Origin of the sequence: Pseudomonas capeferrum (assembly GCF_000731675.1) — a bacterium.
Classification (GTDB): Bacteria; Pseudomonadota; Gammaproteobacteria; order Pseudomonadales; family Pseudomonadaceae; genus Aquipseudomonas; species Aquipseudomonas capeferrum.
This window is the reverse complement of record NZ_JMIT01000001.1, coordinates 1,328,286-1,346,514: the sequence shown is the minus strand read 5'-3', so window position 1 is coordinate 1,346,514 and position 18,229 is coordinate 1,328,286. Positions and strand designations below refer to the sequence as shown.

Genomic DNA, 18,229 nt, shown 5'->3' with positions numbered 1-18,229 from the left:
TTTGCGTCCGCATTCCTGTTTTATGGCGGCTGTGCGTGGGCAGACTTCGGTCTGGCCGGGACCCTTTTGCCCCGGTATTCCTACCCCACGCATAGCTGCCACCCAATCCCGTAGGAAGGATCGTGGCAGCTCCACAGCAAAAGGAGCTACGCCCATGCACGCCCTTATTCCGTCCAAAATTCGAGCCTTCGCGCATCGCAAGCTCGCTCTCTGCGCTCTCCGCGCAAAGTCTTCCCTTTCCCTCCGCTTGAAGCGCTACAACCACCACATAGACCAGGCTCGCGCCCTTGAAGCCCAAGGGGGTGAGCAATGATCCGTGTTCCTAAGCAAACCCTGCTGGAGCCGGCCGTTCTCGCCGATTTCGAATGCCATCATCAAAACCAGGCAAGGGAGGCGTTCAAAAAGCTCGAACGTATCCTCACTGCGATGATTATCCCGGCTCTTGGGCAGCAGCATCCGATCTCGAAAGACCTTTACGCGCAGCTCGATAACGTCAAACTCGGTTCGCAGAACTTTTGCTGGCGGCACCGGTATATCGGCTATAGCTACGGCGCAAACGAAGTCGGGGGTGTTCAATGAGCTACTGGAACGATCTCCTGCCACGCCACGAAGCGCTGAAGAACATGACTCCCGGTCAGCTCAAAGCGACAGAGCAGGCAACTGAAAGCTGTGTGTCGGTGCTCGCACATGGGATATCAGGCATAGGCCACTTGTTGGCTTGTACAGCATCGAACGGTGAAACCGGTCTGAGCTCTGCGGCGGTCACTGATATAGGCTGGCTTCTCGAAAGCCTGGGCAGTCTAGTCGGCAACTTGTCCGACACTGGCGCTGCAGCGACTTACCATTTATCCGAAGTTAAACCCGGAGCCTAACCATGAACATTCAAAACGGTGCACTTGCGCCGATGGGATCGGCTTGCCTGGATAAAGTTCTTACTCGGTTAGACAAAGTTAAGTCCGCTGGTATTGATAAATGGAAAGCCTGCTGCCCTGCACACGACGACAAGCACCCAAGCTTGGCAATAAGTGAAACTTCCGAGGGTGTTATCTTGCTCAAGTGCTGGGCAGGTTGCACGACTAAAGAAATTGTCTCTGCAGTTGGCCTGGAGCTGCGGGATTTGTTCCCCGGAGGCAAACAAACTCGGCATGGCCCAAGTAAGGCTGCAATTGAACATGAGCGCATGGTTTATCGGATCGGCCACTCTCTCCAACAAGCAGGGAAGTTGGAGGGTGACGACCTGGCGCGCTTCAACCTCGCCAAGCAGCGCCTGGGGGTTAAATGACTACAGATCGCTTCGCACAAGAATGGACAGAGCCACTGAGCCCCATCAATCGGGAAACCGTCACGCCTCTCTGGCGAGTCAATGCGGTGAAGGCATCGACAATTAAAGCGGTACCGATTCGTTGGCTCTGGCCTGGTTGGCTGGCACGAGGAAAGCTGCACATCCTTGCTGGCGCCGGCGGTACCGGGAAAACCACGCTGCTGATCGGCCTGATTGCAACCATCACCACTGGCGGACGCTGGCCTGACGGGAGCCTCAGCAGCGAGCCTGGCAATGCGCTGATTTGGTCGAGCGAGGACGATCCATCAGACACCCTGGTGCCGCGCTTGATTGCTGCGGGCGCTGATATGGGGCGGGTCTACATCATTCAAGGTCGGATCAATGCCAATGGAGAATCGGACCCCTTCGATCCCGGTAACGACATTGGTCTGCTTCGAGACACGGTGCGCGAGATCGGCGGAATCTCGCTGTTGATGCTCGACCCTGTGGTTAGCGCCGTCAAAGGCGATATGCACAAAGCTAATGACGTGCGGCGGGGCCTGCAGGGTGTTGTTGATTTCGCCGAGCAGAACCTATGTGCCGTAGTGGGTATATCCCACTTCGCCAAAGGTGGCGCAGGGGCATCACCTGCTGACCGGGTCATTGGGTCGCAGGCGTTCTCTGCACTGGCACGCACAGTAATGGTGGCGGCTAAGCAGGAAGACTCCGACACCCGTGTGCTGGCGCGTGCGAAGTCCAACATCGGGACTGATGAGGGAGGCGTTTCCTACACCATCGAGCCATACACGATTGACGGAGGCATTCAGGCCACCCGTGTTCTGTGGGGTGATTTGATTCAGGGTTCAGCCCGCGAGATCCTGGGTGATGTGGAAGGCCAAGATGATGGTATGCGGCTGGATGACTCGGATGATCCGGCTGAAGCTTTGCGTAGGATTCTCAGCAAGGGCCCGCTGCCAGGCAAAGAAGCAAAGAGCTTGATGGTCGGCAATGGCTACACCCAAAAGCAGATTCGTACTGCACGCGAACGTCTCTCGATCACTACAGATCGATCCGGCTTTGGAGGGGACACCGTTGTCACTTGGTCCCTTCCTCAGGCCGAAGGCGCCTATGCCCCATTCCCCTCAGTCGTGCCTTCTGGCCCTCAGTCGTGCCCACCCTTGGACATGGGCATGACTGAAGAAAAAGGGCACGACTGGGCGAAATACCTGAGAGGGCCACTGCCAGACGGAACGTCACTCCCATCACTGGATGATGATGCGGAGGATCTGTAATGGCCGCGCTCGACTACCTGGTGGAACGTGGATTTACCGCCAAGAAGCAAGGTATGCGGGTGCGGATTTCACCCGCGTCAAAGCTGACCGACGACGTGCGCAGGTACGTCAAGGCTCATCGTCTGGCGCTGCTGGCCGAGCTGGCTGCGAACGATGGCCTGGAGCGCCGCTGCAACTGGACGGTGCTGGTGCCGGAGTGCCGGCCATTCACCATGATCAGCGAGCCAATTACCCGCGACGAAGCGCTGGCCGACGTGCGCGTGCGCTGGCCAGGTGCGGAGGTGGGGCCGTGACGAGACTCAGTGGATACCTAGGCGAGCAATCGGCGAGCGCTCGACGAGGTTGGCGGGAATTCCCGCTTCGGCAAAACACGGGATTTTCCCACCTTATCGGATGGCCCGACCGCGTTCGCCACTGTGTAGAAAACGCCACAGTGTGTTGCTTTCGACACAGTGGCGCCCTGATCCGAATCGGCTCATTTGGTCTGATTCGGATCATCTGGCCTGGTTCGGTTAAACGACACCCTCAGTTTGAGGAGCAAACATGACCACCAAACACATCACCCTCAGTGACGCCGAGATACGCAAGCAGGCCGGCCAGCCAGTGCGCCAATTGCGTGACCCGCGTTACCCCGAGCTGCGATTCCGCTATTCGACCGTCGACCGCACCCGGGGCGCCTGGCACGTCGTTGTCAGGGGCAAGTGGGGCAAGGCCGGCGACTTCCCCAGCCTGACCACCAAGGCCATGCTGACCGCGCTGCCGGCCATCCTGGGGCGCCGTGCCGCAGACGCCGAGGCCACCTCGCTGACCAGCACCTGGAGCCGTACCGGTGAGCTGCTGGACTGGTACCTGGATCGCATGCTGCGCGACCGCAACTTGTCAGCCAAGCGCAAGGCCGGCGCGAAGTCGGCCATGACCTGCCACCTGGCGCCACGGCTGCATGACTTACCGCTGGCCGAGGTGAACAAGGCCACACTCGATCAACGCCTGATGTGGCCACTGCAGGAGCGCTATGCACTGTCGTTCGTCCGTCTGGTGTTCAACGTGCTGGCGGTGGCCATGCGCAAGGCACACCGGCTCGGGATGATCGAGCAGAACCCCATGGGCTCGCTGCGCTTCGGGGATTTCGTTGCGGTGCGGATCAAGCCGAAGTCGTCCCGGCTGCGCGAGAAGCACTTGCCCGATCTGCTGGCCAAGCTGGCAGGCTGGAGCGAGGTGCGGCCCGGTGACGCCCTGCTGGCGCTGATGATGCTGTGCCACGGTACCCGCCTGGGCGAGACGCGCAGCGCGCTGTGGCGCAACGTCGATCTGCAGGCCGGCCAGTGGTTCATCCCCGCTGATGACACCAAGACCAAGCAGAACCACATCCTGCCGCTCACCCGCCAAGCCTGCGCACTGCTGAGCCGCTATCAAGCCCAGCAGGCCGCCCAGGGCTATCACGGTGCCTACCTGTTCCCAGCCAGCCGGCGCGGGCCACTTAGCACCACCGCAGCGAGCCAGGTGTTTGCCGAACTGAGCGACCGCCAGTGGACTAGCCACGATGTGCGCAAGGTGGCCCGCACCTGCTGGATGGACCTGGGCGTGGATTACCTGGTGGGCGAGATGCTGGTGAACCACGCCCTGCGCAACATGGACGCCACCTACATCCACACCACCGCCGAAGCCCTCAAGCGCCAAGCCCTGGAACGCTGGCACGACCATTTAGACGGGCTCGGGTTGAACGCACTCACAGGCGAGACATACCCGAGATACGCAATCCCACAAAATCCGACACAGGCCACAGACCACGCGGCCTCTAGCGAAAACCCGGATGCATCACAGAGGAGCATGTAAATCATGGTGGACGTTGAACAGGACGTTACCGAGCGGTTGGCCCAGGCCGGCATCACTCCATTGATTGGAGGCTTGGTACCCGAGCCAGCCACGGCAGACCTGCTGGGATATGCCCCCAGCTACCTCCGCCGCCTGGCTGCCGAGGGTCGGTCACCGCTGCCATTCGTGCGCCGTGGCAATCGGCGGTTCTACAAAATAGCCGACATAGTGCGCTTTGCGACGGATACCGACTGAGGACGTCGAAGTTAACCGCTGACCGGGGTGTGCGTGCGCGCATAGGGTAGATGGCATTACTTAGACACCCCGGAGATACCCATGCCAGACCCCTATCAGCAGGACATGACCGAGCTGAATTCAACCCTCAAAAACATCGGCACCCAGATCACCGACTTCAAATCGTCCTCAGCCGAGAAGCAAACCGAGTTCGGCGCCCGCCTCTTGGAAATCGAACAGAAGCTGGTGAATGTCAGCGCCCGCCGAGGCGCCAACGACGACTCCACCGACTCCAATGCCGTGACTACCCAGGTCGTGGCCGCTGATGGCATCACCGGCTTCAGGGCCGGGATGAAATCCACTGGCCAGATCAGTTGCAAAGTCGGCGTTCGTGCGGCGATCACCAACCCCAACAAGGGCGTCACTGGTTCGACCAGCTACCCAACCGCCCCGCAGCGTGACGGCGCCGGCATCCGTGGCATTCCGCAGCCGCGGCTGAGCTTGCTGGATGTGCTGCCGATCGTGCCGGTCACCAGCGCTACCTACGAGTTCGTTCGCCTCGACGGCTACATCAACGGCGCGGCCTACCAGAAAGAAGAAGGTGAGGAGAAGGCCGAAGGGTCGATGCCCACCAAAATGGAGCGGGCGGAGATCGCCACCATCGCTACCTGGATTCCGGCGAGCCTCCAGGTGCTGCAGGACAATGACCAGCTTGAGGGGCAGATCAACACGCTGATGAGCGTGGGGGTTCGCCAGAAGCTGGAGGCCGAGCTCATCAACGGCGACGGTGGGCCAGGTGAAATCCTCGGGTTCAAGAAGCAGGCAACCGCTGCTGGCATCACCACCGGCAAGCCAGCTGACCGCATCGGCGCAGCCCTCACTGACCTCAAGGCCGAAGGTTGGAACCCGAACGTCATCGTGATGAACCCGCGTGACTGGTTCGCCATCGAGAGCGAGCGCGCCGAGGATGGCGACGGCCAGTATGTGATTGGCACCCCGCGCGATCCAGCGCCGCCCAGCCTGTGGGGCACCCCTGTAGTCGTCACCAACGGCATGCCGCAAGGCGAGGCATTGATCCTCGATACCAGCGTGGCCGCGTTGCTGGACCGCCAGGAAGTGACCGTGGAGGCTAGCCGCCACGACGGCGACAACTTCCGCCGCAACATGGTGACCATCCTGGCAGAGCTGCGCGCTGGCCTGGCTGTGTTCGCTCCCACAGCTACTCGACTCGTCACGCTGGCCGGCACGCCGACACCGTAACAACGAGCGTGGGTTAGCTGTGAGTGCCACGACCTCCTAACCGCAGCAGTCGGAGCCCTTCTTTCCTTTGTGGGGTGATCCGGCACTGGCCCGCACTCGCGGGCCTTTTCATTCACACCGGAGAAGACCATGAGCCATACCCATCTACCCAAGCCAGTTCAACGAGCCCTCAACCAGATCGCCCACAGCCGCGCCCTGTTGCGCCAGATGGAAGAGCGTGAGCGGTTGAGCAAAGAGATCGATCGCCTGTTGGCCAGCGGCCTGAGCGCAGCCGAAGCGCTGGAGCAGATCCGGTCGGCGCCGCCGTACATCGCGCCGACCTACTGAGGGGGGCGGGTCGAAAGTCTGGAAGGTTCGCTGACCTAGACCGCCTAGGACCCCACGTACACATTTTTTCCCGTGTTAAAAAAAAGTTAAAACGAGGTTAACACCATGCCGAACGTGCATGGAGCTGGAAGCCACGGAAACAGAGGCATAGACGCCGATAGCAGCCGCTGGCGGGTGTTAACCGAGTTAACACCTTTAACCTCAAAAAGTTAACGCTTTAACTCCTGCGAGTTAACACCTGGAGGCTACCGCTGATGACTATTCAAACAGCTCCATCCACCTTTCAAGAGCGTTTCGCCCGAGCCTGCAACGTGGCCACCTTCACCATTGATAAGGGTGGGCCCAGCTATCAGCTGTGGGAAGTCGAGCACATCCAGGCCGGCCAGAGGATCAAGCTCGATGGCGTGTTCTTTACAGAGGAGGAAGCACGGATATCCGCCGACTTGCTGCGTGGCACCCTGCGCGGCGCTCTCGCTTCCATGTCGAGCTATGCGCCCAACTGGAACCCTGACCCTGCCCGAGAGGCCTCCATTCGCCTGGAGGCGTTACAGTGCCGCGAGATGCTCGCTCGGCGCTTGGGCGTGCACCTGGCTATGCCACAGGAGGCCGTGTGATGAATGCCGCCGTGATCGACTACGCACCAAAAACCAAAATCCGCTTGGGCGGCTTCTTGGGCAAGAAGTACGGCAAGCACCACCACTTCGTGCTGGATCGTGGCGACGCTCGAGAGGCCACCAAGGCGCTGGATGCCAACCACCCAGGCTTCGCCCGTGACCTGGCGGATTCTGAAGCGAAGGGGCTGCGCTTCGCCATTTTCAAGAATGGAAAGAACATCAGCGAAGGCGAACTTGACCTGGGCGGGGCCAGGGAGCTCTGGTTTGTCCCAGTGGTACATGGCAGCAAGCGTGGCGGGCTGCTGCAGACCGTTCTTGGCGTAGCGCTGATCGTCGCTGCTTCATTCGCCTCAGGAGGCCTTGCTGCCGGCCTGATGGGCGCCGGTATTGCTAACGTGGCCGGTGGAGTGCTGCAGATGCTAAGCCCACAGACCAGCGGGCTAAGCCACAGCGGTTCGCCCGAGAACATGGCGAGCTACGCCTTTGGCAGCGCCAAGAACACCACAGCCAGCGGCCTACCCGTGCCAATTTGCATCGGACACCGCCGCTGGGGCGGGGCTATCATCTCAGCCTCGATCGTGGCAGAGGACAAGGCTTAAAGTGAGCCAGGATCACTGCGAACATCCCGAGCTACGGGAAATTAGAGGTGTCCTCAGTTTTGAGGATACCTCGTCGCGCTGGAGAAGTTTGCATTTCCGCGTGCGTATCATTGGCCCTTTGCCGCTGCGCTCCGCGGCGGTAGCTGTATCGCTGACTCATTTCCACCAGACACTGCGCTGAGAAATTCTCGAATGCTCAACGCAGCTAGTGCGAAATGTCCCTTGGCCTGCCGACTAACAATAGGGCGACAAGCAGCGTTGGTTGCGAGGTAGTAGATATGACCGTCGTAATTCAGGAATACATGAGCCCGTGACTGCTTCCATTTATCGAGCAGCGACCCACGCATGATCCATTCCATGTGGTAGAAATCCCGACCACCAAAGCTTTCCTTTTTCGCTTCCTGAAAGCTCAAGCAGGTGCCGAAGCTGAACGCGAGAGACGGTGTTCTGTGCATATTCAGGAGCCAAAACATACGGTGTTCCCTGGAGTAGAATGTTTCTCTAGCCGAACGCTCTTCCTCGGAAATGTGTGAGTGCTGAAGCTCAAGTACGACACCTTTTGCTCCTTCGCCAGGGCACATCACATCGGCCCTATGGATCTCCTGGCTGTGGGGGTCGCGCATGAAGACCTCGCAATGCGCCGGGCGGAACAAGCTCTTCCACATCCTGTGCCATTCGCCCTCCGCTTCGCTCCACGGGTCACAGTCACCTCCCTTATGTCTCCAGTGCGCAGCGTTGAATTGCGGCATGACGGCGTTAAGTACCCCACCGCAACCCTCGCATGCCGTCCGCTCTCCCTTCTGGATAGGAGGCCGCTTTTCCCCATCGATCATCGCCGAAATCATGTTCCCCTCCCAGTGGCGGCCAATTGCTTCCATGGTAGGCGGTGCCCGTGCCGAGCTCAACAGAGCCCTATGTGACGATCGCTTGTAATGCAAAAATGACTGATGGCTGCCTCTGGCACCTCTTCTTCATCTCGTGATGACCGCTGGGTCGACGCGCCACGATCGTGTTGACTGCCGTCTAGTGGCAGATTGACACCGCACATCTTCCTAGCTATACAGCTCCTCTCAAGCACAGGAGTGGACCAGTGAAAGATCTACCGGAAGACTTGTTCGACTTCGCATTTTTCCCAGGTTGGGATGAAAAGCTTGACCAGCTTTCAGATTTGGCTGAGCCAGAAAACTGGGATTACCAGTTCACTGAGGCTGATGGTCGTAAGCCGATCTTAGGGAACTATCTAAAACACACATACAAGCGCCTTGCCAAAGAAGAAAAGGTAGAGTTGGCTGGGGACGGTCAGCATGTTACTTTTAATACAGGGCTAGTAACGCCTACACAAGAACCGATTTACGCCTTGTTCAACCAAAATCGTAACGTTGGAGCTAGGCAGCCTTGGTATTTTCAGCGGTTCGTACGCCGAGGTGAAGCCGACTTAAATAGTTTCGAATACCTACCGGAAATGGCTCATTATTTTGATGATCCAGCAGTGCTCGTGTTCGATCATCGGAAAGATTTCCGGGTTAATGTTGAGCATATAGTCTCTGAGAATAAAGAGCGTTTTCCTCATCCATATTGTGGTATGGAGAATTACGTTTTACAGTCCCTTCTGAAAGGCGTTATAGACAATGCCCGTGAGAGAGTTCGGCGCAATTATAAAACAGCTGTTCCAAATTTTTATAAAGGCAAAGTTCAGTTAATGCTTCCGCTGTGTATAGGCAACCCCGCCAAAGCTGATTTGGCGCTGGTGATTGAAGATCACAACACCTTCTATCGGGCTGCGACCTGTCTGATGCTGGACTGGGCCTACGGCAATGCTCGCTTGCTAGCTAAGCCGGACAAGGAGTGGTTGCAGCCATAAGTGAACAGTGGTGTCCTCAGTTTGAGGACACCCTTAGGCGAATATTAGTTTAGGATGTGAGTCAAGGCGGGTTTGGAGTCGCTCTCAACTAAAGCGCCGCTGGCATAAAATATTAATCTGAACCGCTCAGAGTGTTGAATAGCTCATCAATAGATGGCTCAGACTCCCGATAGGATCCTCTGCTTTCCTTCCAGCTCTCATAAGCATAAGAAGACTGTTCGTCATGATAAGCCTCGAGCTCACTAATTTTTTCAGAAATCCAAGTGCGTTCAGAGGAAATGTCAACATCTATTTGGTTGCCTAGAGTAATAAGGTCTTGCTCGAAAGACTCAAACTCTGATACTGAGCTGAGTTCTGAGAGCTCTTCCCTGAAGTAATCGTCTAGATATTGTTCAATTGCCTTTGCAAGAGTGTCAGAGCGCAAAGTGCTAGGACGCTTGTCAATGATATCTAGAAGTGAGCAAAGATCATTCGAGCGGACTTCATTCAGTGAGTGTTCCAGCAGGGTGTCTATGATAAGGTCTAGATAAAGATCTTTGAGGTTTGTGGGGAGGGAATTGCTTTTGTTTAGCTGCTTAAAGACATCGACGCCGCTGATTATATTGGCGGTTTTTTTTGACCATGAGTTTGTAAGAGATTTCAGGCAATTTAACGCAATTTTTTGAATTCTATCAGAGCTAATTGATGAGGTGATTTGCAAGACTGTCTCGGTTCTTGCTTCTAATGTATTAGAGTAATAGAAGTGAGTTTCGGGATTGTATTCAGTGGCAGGCGTTTTATTAATGATTCTATCGAGTGTTTTTGCCAGGTGATCCGGATCGCGTTTTAGTTGGCTCAAGAGCCTCCCGCTACCTTCTGCTTGAGCAAAAAACCACAGACGTCGAAGCTGAGGGAAGTTTTCGGTAGCATCTAATATATCGAGGAAGTTGGAAGTGTCTTCTCGAATTACTTTGTTCAACATGTCTAACACAGAAGGGTTGATGAATTCGATCTTGGCTCCTGGTCGAATGAAGGACCCATTTACTTCCGCTAGCGCCCTCCGCCAGTCTGATGGTTGAGTACGGAATCCGTAATGTACTGATCGAATAACATGGAGAGCGCTATACGATCTCTCCAAGTTTCTTACATCAGTTCTCCCGCCGCATAGGTAGAGCGCTAAAAGTACGGATCTAGCTGCATCACTAATTTGATTCTCGTAAGCGTGAGCCCAAATCTCAGCGGGATTGTCAAGCAGGTTTGTTATGAATTCTTGATAGTGTTCCGCGGGCACCGATTTGACTCGATAGTAAGATGATAACCATTCTATAAGTCTGGGATTGAATTTGGCATGCTTAACAATTTTGGTGTAGAAGCGATCCTTTAGAAGTGCTGATCTGTACTCTTTTGGTAGTTTGCTGAAATATATATGGTTATATAGGATTAGCGCCCGCTCGTGCTGCGAATAGTCCGATATCTCGAGGACGCAGTGCCTATCAATAATGGTGGAGTGCTTAAGCTTTTCCGATATTGAAATCGCTTGTCGTAAAATGTGTTCTCGCGTGGTCATTATGAGGGCTGAATTGGTGGAGCTTTGCACTAGCTCGATAAAGTCCAAGATCTCGCGGTCTTCGTTTCTTGTGAAAGACGAACCGCTCTCACCAAGGAAAGTGGCTCCAATAAAATCATCATAATAAAATATTTGCTTTATATTTTTATCATAGCGCTCTCGGGCGCTCCGGAACCCTTCTACAATGGATATAAGTTCGTAGCCCTGGTCGAGAAATTGGAAGATTAGCATTTTCGCTAAGGTTGTTTTGCCGACCCCTGGAGCGCCGGAGATGATTGCGACATGCTCTTTTTTAAGCATTGTCAGCGCCCTAGGGAATGCTGCGCTGCTTACATATCGCTGAATGTCTCGATGGACACGCTGTGCATCGAACTCGCTTTGCGTAATAGAGGCATTAAAAAGAACTCTATCTAGTACGATCTTACTTGCGAGCCAGAGTTTGTAGTGTGTAAGTTGGACTTTTGGGAACAGGGTTAGCAGGTTGTTCAGGTCGTCTCGGCCGATGATGTCACTTGTCGAAAGTATTGGGCCAAATATTTTTGTAATCGTGGACTTGTTTTCTGGGGTCAATCCTACCGATGTTACTAAGATATATCGATCTGGGCTCAGGTTTTGAGCCTTAATCGTTTCTTTTTTTAGGCTGCTCAACAATCCAGCGAAGCCGGTGCCACTATAGTGCTTACATTGCACAATTGTGTTTTTTGATCCTTGGGCAATCCGGAAGTCTATTCCGCCATCTCTTCCAGACTTAAAGGATTCAAGGGTGATCTGATCTCGAGCCTGAATAAGGTCTCGAGAAAGCACCTCGAAGTCATTTGGGGAAAGCTGTTGGAAATCATAGCTTGTCATTGGTGGCGTCCTTCCAGCCGGGCTCATCACGTTGCGCAGGTTGGCGCTTTTCGAGCGCGACCTTCAAATTTCAGTAGCGATCTTATTTTGACGTTCAGTTTAAAAAACTCTGAATTTAAGCATATCACCATCGTCACAGTGGGGGTATCTAAGGGGGTACATTGTGCCGCCATGATGCTCGAAGCATTATTAGAAGGGGCCTGCGGCTTCGTATTGACATCCCTAAAAAGAACAGCAAATCTACGATCGCCGCTGGGATCATGCTGACTGCACTGATCCGCAACTGGCGGCTTTCGGCGGAGTTCATCATCTTGGCGCCGACCAAGGAGATTGCCGACAACTCGTTCATCCCGGCCAAGGACATGGTCAACAACGACGACGAGCTGAAAGCGTTGTTGCACGTGCAGCCACACTTGCGATTGATCACTCATCGCGAGACTGGCGCGACCTTGAAAGTGGTAGCAGCCGATAGCGACGTGGTGGGCGGCAAGAAGGCAGTTGGTGTCCTGATCGACGAAGCCTGGCTGTTCGGCAAGAACCCGAAAGCGGCCGACATGATTCGAGAGGCTACCGGTGGCCTGCTGTCACGGCCTGAGGGCTTCATCATCTGGCTTACGACGCAGTCGAACGAGCCGCCAGCAGGCGTTTTCAAGTCGAAGCTGACCTATGCTCGGGGCGTGCGGGATGGTCGAATCGACGACAACCGCTTCCTGCCGATCATCTACGAATTCTCGAAGGAGATGATCAAAAGCGGAGAGGCGCGGAAGCCTGAAAACTTCCATCTGGTGAACCCCAACATTGAATACTCGGTCGATCGCCCCACCCTAGAACGCCTGTTCATGCAGGCTGAACTGGATGGCGAGGCTGAGCTTCGCGGATTTTTAGCCAAGCATCTCAATATCGAGATCGGCCTCGCGCTGATGTCGGACGCATGGGTCGGCGCGGAGTTTTGGGAGGCTCAAGCTGCTACTTGGCTGAACCTTGATGAAATCCTCACCAGGTGCGAGGTGGTCGATGTGGGTGGTGATGGAGGGGGTCTTGATGACCTGCTCGGGCTAGCAGTGATCGGGCGGGAGGCTGGTACCCGCAGGTGGTTCCACTGGGCTCACGCTTGGGCACATCCTTCTGTTCTTGAACGGCGCAAATCTGAGGCGCCACGCCTCAGAGACCTGGAGAAAGCAGGTGACCTCACCATCGTCGAGCGTATCGGTGACGACGTAGCGCAGTTCGCGGCTATTGTGGCCCGGGTCAATGCCACAGGTCTTCTAGATAAGGTGGGTCTCGACCCTGCAGGGATTGGCTCTGTTCTTGATGCCTTGGCGGATGCTGAGGTCGAGGAAGACAAGATCGTCGGCATCTCCCAGGGCTGGAAGCTCACCGGCGCAATCAAGACGACAGAGCGCAAGCTTGCCGAAGGCACGCTCCTGCACTGCGGCCAACCGTTGATGGCCTGGTCTTGCGGTAACGCCAAAGGGGTGCCATCGGCCAATGCGTTCTTGATTACCAAGCAGGCTTCGGGCACAGCAAAGATTGACCCGCTGATGGCTACTTTCAACGCCGTTTCTCTGATCAGCCTCAATCCTGAAGGCCGAGGGGGAATGGATAACTTCATGGCTGGCATTCGGGACCCACTGATCGCATGAACGCATTTCACTATTTCATCATTTGCGCGGTGTGCGGGTTCGGCCTAGCTTGCGCAGGAGTCTGGATTCTGGCGGGCACTGGCTGGGCCTTGCTCGCCGGCTCCGTCAGCCTGTTCAGCATCGCAGCGTTCATCCGCCGAGGGCTGAGCAGTGATTAAAACCCTCTCTCAAGCGCTCGGTACCGCTGCGGCCAAGCCCTCGGCGAGCATGAGCAGCTGGCTGGGCAAAACCATTCGTCTGTCGGACGGTGGGTTCTGGAGCGCCTTCTCTGGCGCCCAGTCAAGCAGCGGCAAGGCGGTCACAGTCGACAAAGCCATGCGCCTGTCGGCGGTCTGGGCCTGCGTGCGGATCATTTCCACCTCGGTCGCAGGCTTGCCGCTCAGCATCTACCGACGCCTCCCGGACGGCGGACGCGAGACGGCGCGAGACTTCCCGCTCTACGACGTGGTGCACAACAGCCCGAACGAGGACATGGCGGCTTTCCACTTCTGGCAGGCGGTTGTTGCTTCGATGCTGCTGTGGGGCAATGCCTATTGCGAGATTCACCGGGCCGGTGGACGGGTCATTGCCCTCGACTTCCTGATGCCTTCGCGGGTAACCCCGGAGCCGGACGACGATGGACGACTGCGCTACTTCTTCCAGCCACGCAAGGGGGCACGCCGGGAGATCGAGCGGGCAGATATGCTGCACATCCCGGCCTTTACTCTGGACGGCCGGATGGGTTTGTCGGCGATTCGCTACGGCGCGGACGTATTCGGCTCGGCCATGTCGGCCGACGATGCGGCCAACACCACCTTCAAGAACGGGATGATGCCCACCGTAGCCTTCTCGGTGGACAAGACGCTCAACCCTACGCAGCGTGCCGAGTTCCGCGACTACGTCAAGACGATCTCGGGTGCGCTGAATGCGGGTAAGAGCCCGGTGCTCGAGCAGGGCGTGAAGCCCGAGATGATCGGCATCAACCCGGCTGACGCTCAGCTGCTCGAGTCGCGTGGGCACAGCATCGAGGAGATTTGTCGTTGGTTCGGCGTGCCGCCCTGGATGGTGATGAAAACTGACAAGGGCAGCAACTGGGGCACAGGTCTTGAGCAGCAGCAGATCGCGTTCCTGACCTACTGCATCATGACGTACACGGCCCCCATCGAGCAGTGCGTCAATAAGCGCTGCATGACGGCAGTGGACCGGATCAAGCACTACTCGGAATTTTCGCTGGAAGCCTTCCTGCGCGCCGATAGTGCCGGCCGTGCCGCCTATCTGAGCACTATGGGCCAAAACGGCTACATGACCCGAAACGAGGGCCGGCACAAAGAGAACCTGCCAAGCATGCCTGGCGGCGACATCCTCACCGTGCAATCGAACCTGGTGCCGCTTGACCAGCTGGGCAAACAAAACGACAGCCAAGCCGCACGCGCGGCGCTGATGAACTGGCTCCAAAGCAACTCCGGGGAGTAACCCATGAAACACAAGATCCAGTCTCGCGGCCTGCGCAGCGAGATGAGCCCGCGTGCGCTCGACAAATGGAACCCCGCCATCCAGGCGGCCGTGGAAAACACATCGGAGACCATCACCATCTACGGCGTGATCGGCGAAGACTGGTACGGGGAGGGCGTGACCGTCAAACGCATCGATGCAGCGCTGCGTGCCATCGGGGACCGCGAGGTGACGGTCTATATCAACTCGCCCGGCGGCGATATGTTCGAAGGCATCGCCATCTACAACCGCCTGCGCGAGCACAGCCAGAAGGTCACTACCAAGGTGCTGGGCATGGCCGCCAGCGCGGCTTCGATCATCTACCTAGCCGGTGCTGAGCGCCAAGTGGCCAGCAGCGCCTTCCTGATGATTCACAACTGCTGGACCTTCCTCTCCGGTAATCGCCACTACCTGCGCGACGTATCGGACGACATGGAAGAGTTCGACGCCGCCATGGCCGACCTTTATGCCGAGACCAGCGGACAGTCCGTCGAGGACATGGCCGAGCTGATGGATGATGAGACGTTCATCCGTGGTAAGCGCGCGGTGGAGTTGGGGCTGGCCACCGGCCTGCTGGCCGCGACCGAGGTCACCGAGCGCGAGACCGAGGAGGTCGGCCAGGCCAATGCACTCAAGGCCATGGACGCAGCCCTGGCCAAGGCCGGCATGCCGCGCTCCGAGCGCCGCGAACTCTTCGCCACTTTCAAATCTGGCATGCCTCGCGCTACCAGCGGGAACACGCCGCGCGCTGTTCCGACCGGCACGCCAAGCGCTGCCGCGCCAGACCTCTCCGCCTCACTGAGCGCGGCAACCAATCTCCTCAATTCTCTTAAAGGAAAGTGACCATGGACTACGAAGCCCAAGTCAAGGAATTCAACGCCACCCTCAAGGGCATTGGCGACCAGATCAAGGCCCAGGCCGAAGCCACCGAAAAGCAGATCAAGGCCTCTGGTGAGATGAACGCCGAAACCCGCGCCAAGGTCGACGAGCTGTTGACCAAGCAGGGCGAGGTGTCGGCGCGCTTGCAGGAAGCCGAGCAAAAGCTGGTCAACGCCAGCCGTGATCGCGGCAACCAGGACGAGCCGCAGAAGTCGGTCGGCGCTCTGGTGATCGGTAGCGAAGAAATGCAGGACATGAACTCGTCCTTCCGCGGCTCGCGCCGTGTGTCCGTGCCGCGTGCGGCAATTACCACTGCAACCGGCGGCGACTTGGTGCCTGCTGAGCGTTTGGGTGGCGTCGTTGCTCCCCCTCAGCGTCGGCTGACCATTCGCGATTTGGTGGCGCCTGGCCAGACCGAGTCGAACTCCATCGAGTACATTCGCGAGACCGGATTCACCAACAACGCGCGTACTGTCGCGGAGAACACCGCCAAGCCGTACTCCGACATCACCTTCGCACTCACCACCGCGAACGTACGAACCATTGCCCACCTGTTTAAGGCTAGCCGGCAGATGCTCGACGATGCCAAGGCGCTGCAGAGCTACATCGATGGGCGCGCTCGTTACGGCCTGAATATGGCGGAAGAAGCCCAGCTGCTTTACGGCAACGGCACGGGTGCCAACCTGCAGGGCCTTGTCACGGTCGCACAGCTGTATGCGCCGCAGGCCGGTCTGACAGTGGTGGGTGAGCAACGGATCGACCGTCTGCGCCTGGCGCTGCTGCAAGCTGAGCTGGCCGACTTCCCTTCGGATGGCATCGTGTTGAACCCCATCGACTGGGCGGCCATTGAGCTGACCAAGGATGGCGAGGGCCGGTACATCATCGGTCAGCCTCAGGAAGGCACCAACGCGAAACTCTGGAATCGCCCGGTGGTTTCGACTCAGGCCATGACCCAGAACGACTTCCTGGTAGGCGCCTTCAAGCTCGGCGCGCAGATCTTCGACCGCATGGAAATCGAAGTGCTGATCTCGACCGAGAACGATAAGGACTTCGAAAACAACATGGCGACGATTCGCGCCGAGGAGCGCTTGGCGTTCGCGATCTACCGCGACGAAGCATTCGTTACTGGCCCCTTGGTCACGCCTTAATCAACCTTCCGCAACGCGGCGCCAGAAATGGCGCCCCAATGGAGCAATCCAATGGCACGTAAACAGGAAACACCAGCCTCCACGGCTGAGGCGACGAATCCGGTCTCGACCGTTGACTCCACTCACGGCGCGCCTGAAGGTGATTCGCCTCTTTCGCCGGCCGCGGCGCCCCTTCCAGCAAGCGGTGACCCGGGCGACTCGGGTGCTCCTACAACTGCTCCAGCTCCAGGGGAAGGCCCAGGCGTTGTGCCGGCAGAAGGACAAGCAGTCGCCGGTACTGGCTCGGATGTCGTTACGGGCGACCAAGGTGATAGCTCCGGCATCGCCGCGACTGACGCTGCGTTATCCAAAGAGGCCAGTCAGGCCGCGTCAGCCTTGGCTGATAGCGACACCGCCGCTGGTCAGTTGGCACAAGATGGCCAGGCCAACCCTAACCCTGCGACTCTTCAGATTTATCCGCTTCGGTCTTACATGGATGAAGGCGAGCTTCGTCGTCGTGGCGGGCCTGCTTATACGGTGCAGCGCCGGCATGCGGAGGAACTGGTACAGCGGAATCTGGCATCGCTCGAACCGCTGAAGGAATAAGGGTATGTCGGTCATCAGCTTGACCATTGCTCGGCATCATCTCCGAGATCCTGACGATGATGATGAATACCTGGTGCTCCTGATCGAGGCGGCCGAAGGGCAGGCGATGGACTATCTGAACCGTCGCTTCTACGCAGACCAGCAGGCGCTGGATGAAGCTATCGCTGCCGACGATGCCGGCGAGTCTCCCATGGTCTGCAACAAGCAGATCAAGGCTGCCTGTTTGCTGATCCTCGGCCACCTTTACGCCAACCGCGAGGACGTTGTGACCGGGACGATTGCCACCGAACTGCCGCAAGGTTCGAAGGCGCTCCTGACGCCGCATCGTATCGGGTGGGGCATATGAGGGCCGGACCGCTGCGTCATCGGCTGCAGGTGGCTCATCGACACGAGGAGAGGAATAGATCCGGGGGCGCCACAGTGACGTGGCTGCCAGCTGCTCGCCCTGAAATGTGGGGTGAGGTTCGCACCCCAAGCGGTCGGGTCATTGCGGTTGCTGAAAAGCTGAGTGCTGTTGTAACCGCCGAAATCATCGGCAGGCCGCGCCCAGATATCGTCGCAGGATCGCGCCTGACACGTCGGGGGATCACCTACCAGGTTGAGGCCGTGTTGCCGGACAACGAAAACTCCTTGATGAGGCTTCTCTGCTCATCGGTACCTAACCCATGAGGTGAATAATGAAAATTCGAGCACTAGGCCCGTTGACGGGCGCATCCGGTGAGCGGGAGAAGGGCGAAGAGTTCGAGGTCGACAAGGCCTATGGCGAAGGCCTGATTGCCCGCGGCTATGCCGTAGAGGTCACCGAAAAGGCCGAGAAGTCAGCGAAGGCCGCCCAGGCCAAGGAGTAGT

21 protein-coding genes and 1 pseudogene are annotated in these 18,229 nt (G+C 57.5%); 20 read left to right on the top strand and 2 right to left on the bottom strand.

What is annotated here, in order from left to right; genetic code table 11:
- Positions 1-309: 309 nt before the first annotated feature.
- The 11 genes from PC358_RS06005 to PC358_RS05960 all read left to right on the top strand — a co-directional run bounded on the left by PC358_RS06005 (position 310) and on the right by PC358_RS05960 (position 7,399).
- Entirely contained in the window at positions 310-579 is a 270-nt protein-coding gene (locus tag PC358_RS06005; protein WP_050506066.1) for a hypothetical protein, read from the top strand.
- Positions 576-872: a hypothetical protein gene (locus tag PC358_RS26955; protein ID WP_077068433.1), complete on the top strand. Its 297-nt coding sequence runs from the start codon at positions 576-578 to the stop codon at positions 870-872. The genes PC358_RS06005 and PC358_RS26955 overlap by 4 nt, the downstream gene beginning before the upstream one ends.
- A gap of 2 nt (positions 873-874) precedes the next feature.
- A complete protein-coding gene (locus PC358_RS06000) occupies positions 875-1,282 on the top strand; it encodes a virulence-associated protein E (RefSeq protein WP_033698174.1) in 408 nt (135 codons plus the stop codon).
- Entirely contained in the window at positions 1,279-2,553 is a 1,275-nt protein-coding gene (locus PC358_RS05995; protein ID WP_033698172.1) for an AAA family ATPase, read from the top strand. Before PC358_RS06000 ends, PC358_RS05995 begins: the two co-directional genes overlap by 4 nt.
- The gene (locus PC358_RS05990) at positions 2,553-2,846 is read left to right on the top strand and encodes a hypothetical protein (protein WP_033698170.1); all 294 of its coding nucleotides are present in this window, start codon (positions 2,553-2,555) and stop codon (positions 2,844-2,846) included. Before PC358_RS05995 ends, PC358_RS05990 begins: the two co-directional genes overlap by 1 nt.
- Positions 2,847-3,096: 250 nt before the next feature.
- The gene (locus tag PC358_RS05985) at positions 3,097-4,386 is read left to right on the top strand and encodes a tyrosine-type recombinase/integrase (RefSeq protein ID WP_033698169.1); all 1,290 of its coding nucleotides are present in this window, start codon (positions 3,097-3,099) and stop codon (positions 4,384-4,386) included.
- 3 nt (positions 4,387-4,389) lie between these two features.
- Complete coding sequence (locus PC358_RS05980; protein WP_081874717.1) at positions 4,390-4,620, top strand: MerR family transcriptional regulator; 231 nt, start codon at positions 4,390-4,392, stop codon at positions 4,618-4,620.
- Between the two features lie 81 nt (positions 4,621-4,701).
- The gene (locus tag PC358_RS05975; protein WP_241380750.1) at positions 4,702-5,859 is read left to right on the top strand and encodes a phage major capsid protein; all 1,158 of its coding nucleotides are present in this window, start codon (positions 4,702-4,704) and stop codon (positions 5,857-5,859) included.
- Positions 5,860-5,988: 129 nt separating this feature from the next.
- Positions 5,989-6,186, top strand: coding sequence for a hypothetical protein (locus PC358_RS05970; protein ID WP_033698165.1), 198 nt, complete (start codon positions 5,989-5,991; stop codon positions 6,184-6,186).
- A 254-nt stretch (positions 6,187-6,440) separates the two neighbouring features.
- The gene (locus PC358_RS05965; protein WP_033698164.1) at positions 6,441-6,800 is read left to right on the top strand and encodes a hypothetical protein; all 360 of its coding nucleotides are present in this window, start codon (positions 6,441-6,443) and stop codon (positions 6,798-6,800) included.
- A complete protein-coding gene (locus PC358_RS05960; protein WP_033698163.1) occupies positions 6,800-7,399 on the top strand; it encodes a tail assembly protein in 600 nt (199 codons plus the stop codon). Before PC358_RS05965 ends, PC358_RS05960 begins: the two co-directional genes overlap by 1 nt.
- A 107-nt stretch (positions 7,400-7,506) precedes the next feature.
- Here the strand turns inward: PC358_RS05960 and PC358_RS05955 are convergent, their stop codons facing one another.
- Positions 7,507-8,244 carry a competence protein CoiA family protein gene (locus tag PC358_RS05955; protein WP_050506065.1) on the bottom strand — a complete coding sequence of 246 codons (738 nt, stop codon included), beginning with the start codon at positions 8,242-8,244 and terminating at the stop codon, positions 7,507-7,509.
- 245 nt (positions 8,245-8,489) lie between these two features.
- Here PC358_RS05955 and PC358_RS05950 point away from each other — a divergent pair, with 245 nt between their 5' ends.
- Complete coding sequence (locus PC358_RS05950) at positions 8,490-9,260, top strand: DUF3825 domain-containing protein (RefSeq protein WP_033698162.1); 771 nt, start codon at positions 8,490-8,492, stop codon at positions 9,258-9,260.
- A gap of 112 nt (positions 9,261-9,372) precedes the next feature.
- Here PC358_RS05950 and PC358_RS05945 read toward each other — a convergent pair whose 3' ends face one another.
- A complete protein-coding gene (locus PC358_RS05945) occupies positions 9,373-11,655 on the bottom strand; it encodes an nSTAND3 domain-containing NTPase (protein ID WP_033698161.1) in 2,283 nt (760 codons plus the stop codon).
- Between the two features lie 218 nt (positions 11,656-11,873).
- Here PC358_RS05945 and PC358_RS05940 point away from each other — a divergent pair.
- The 8 genes and pseudogenes from PC358_RS05940 to PC358_RS27900 all read left to right on the top strand — a co-directional run.
- Positions 11,874-13,298, top strand: a pseudogene (locus PC358_RS05940) (terminase large subunit); the annotation flags it as partial.
- A 150-nt stretch (positions 13,299-13,448) separates the two neighbouring features.
- Complete coding sequence (locus tag PC358_RS05935; protein WP_033698160.1) at positions 13,449-14,750, top strand: phage portal protein; 1,302 nt, start codon at positions 13,449-13,451, stop codon at positions 14,748-14,750.
- A gap of 3 nt (positions 14,751-14,753) precedes the next feature.
- Positions 14,754-15,611 carry a head maturation protease, ClpP-related gene (locus PC358_RS05930; protein WP_033698159.1) on the top strand — a complete coding sequence of 286 codons (858 nt, stop codon included), beginning with the start codon at positions 14,754-14,756 and terminating at the stop codon, positions 15,609-15,611.
- A gap of 2 nt (positions 15,612-15,613) precedes the next feature.
- Positions 15,614-16,795: a phage major capsid protein gene (locus tag PC358_RS05925; protein WP_033698158.1), complete on the top strand. Its 1,182-nt coding sequence runs from the start codon at positions 15,614-15,616 to the stop codon at positions 16,793-16,795.
- A gap of 51 nt (positions 16,796-16,846) precedes the next feature.
- On the top strand, positions 16,847-17,380 hold the full coding sequence (locus PC358_RS27705) for a hypothetical protein (RefSeq protein WP_156056763.1): 534 nt from the start codon (positions 16,847-16,849) through the stop codon (positions 17,378-17,380).
- A gap of 4 nt (positions 17,381-17,384) precedes the next feature.
- Positions 17,385-17,726: a head-tail connector protein gene (locus PC358_RS05915; protein WP_033698157.1), complete on the top strand. Its 342-nt coding sequence runs from the start codon at positions 17,385-17,387 to the stop codon at positions 17,724-17,726.
- The gene (locus PC358_RS26945) at positions 17,723-18,049 is read left to right on the top strand and encodes a head-tail adaptor protein (RefSeq protein WP_077068431.1); all 327 of its coding nucleotides are present in this window, start codon (positions 17,723-17,725) and stop codon (positions 18,047-18,049) included. The genes PC358_RS05915 and PC358_RS26945 overlap by 4 nt, the downstream gene beginning before the upstream one ends.
- Before the next feature lie 8 nt (positions 18,050-18,057).
- Positions 18,058-18,228 carry a hypothetical protein gene (locus tag PC358_RS27900; RefSeq protein ID WP_167334457.1) on the top strand — a complete coding sequence of 57 codons (171 nt, stop codon included), beginning with the start codon at positions 18,058-18,060 and terminating at the stop codon, positions 18,226-18,228.
- Position 18,229: the final 1 nt, after the last annotated feature.

Excerpts from the sequence above, each read along its gene's own strand:
- PC358_RS05945 (WP_033698161.1), bottom strand. The coding sequence starts at position 11,655 with ATGACAAGCTATGATTTCCAACAGCTTTCCCCAAATGACTTCGAGGTG.
- PC358_RS26945 (WP_077068431.1), top strand. The coding sequence starts at position 17,723 with ATGAGGGCCGGACCGCTGCGTCATCGGCTGCAGGTGGCTCATCGACAC.
- PC358_RS06000 (WP_033698174.1), top strand. The coding sequence starts at position 875 with ATGAACATTCAAAACGGTGCACTTGCGCCGATGGGATCGGCTTGCCTG.
- PC358_RS05990 (WP_033698170.1), top strand. The coding sequence starts at position 2,553 with ATGGCCGCGCTCGACTACCTGGTGGAACGTGGATTTACCGCCAAGAAG.
- PC358_RS06005 (WP_050506066.1), top strand. The coding sequence starts at position 310 with ATGATCCGTGTTCCTAAGCAAACCCTGCTGGAGCCGGCCGTTCTCGCC.
- PC358_RS05980 (WP_081874717.1), top strand. The coding sequence starts at position 4,390 with ATGGTGGACGTTGAACAGGACGTTACCGAGCGGTTGGCCCAGGCCGGC.
- PC358_RS27705 (WP_156056763.1), top strand. The coding sequence starts at position 16,847 with ATGGCACGTAAACAGGAAACACCAGCCTCCACGGCTGAGGCGACGAAT.
- PC358_RS05975 (WP_241380750.1), top strand. The coding sequence starts at position 4,702 with ATGCCAGACCCCTATCAGCAGGACATGACCGAGCTGAATTCAACCCTC.
- PC358_RS05965 (WP_033698164.1), top strand. The coding sequence starts at position 6,441 with ATGACTATTCAAACAGCTCCATCCACCTTTCAAGAGCGTTTCGCCCGA.
- PC358_RS05985 (WP_033698169.1), top strand. The coding sequence starts at position 3,097 with ATGACCACCAAACACATCACCCTCAGTGACGCCGAGATACGCAAGCAG.
- PC358_RS05915 (WP_033698157.1), top strand. The coding sequence starts at position 17,385 with ATGTCGGTCATCAGCTTGACCATTGCTCGGCATCATCTCCGAGATCCT.
- PC358_RS26955 (WP_077068433.1), top strand. The coding sequence starts at position 576 with ATGAGCTACTGGAACGATCTCCTGCCACGCCACGAAGCGCTGAAGAAC.
- PC358_RS27900 (WP_167334457.1), top strand. The coding sequence starts at position 18,058 with ATGAAAATTCGAGCACTAGGCCCGTTGACGGGCGCATCCGGTGAGCGG.
- PC358_RS05970 (WP_033698165.1), top strand. The coding sequence starts at position 5,989 with ATGAGCCATACCCATCTACCCAAGCCAGTTCAACGAGCCCTCAACCAG.
- PC358_RS05995 (WP_033698172.1), top strand. The coding sequence starts at position 1,279 with ATGACTACAGATCGCTTCGCACAAGAATGGACAGAGCCACTGAGCCCC.
- PC358_RS05955 (WP_050506065.1), bottom strand. The coding sequence starts at position 8,244 with ATGATTTCGGCGATGATCGATGGGGAAAAGCGGCCTCCTATCCAGAAG.
- PC358_RS05925 (WP_033698158.1), top strand. The coding sequence starts at position 15,614 with ATGGACTACGAAGCCCAAGTCAAGGAATTCAACGCCACCCTCAAGGGC.
- PC358_RS05930 (WP_033698159.1), top strand. The coding sequence starts at position 14,754 with ATGAAACACAAGATCCAGTCTCGCGGCCTGCGCAGCGAGATGAGCCCG.
- PC358_RS05960 (WP_033698163.1), top strand. The coding sequence starts at position 6,800 with ATGAATGCCGCCGTGATCGACTACGCACCAAAAACCAAAATCCGCTTG.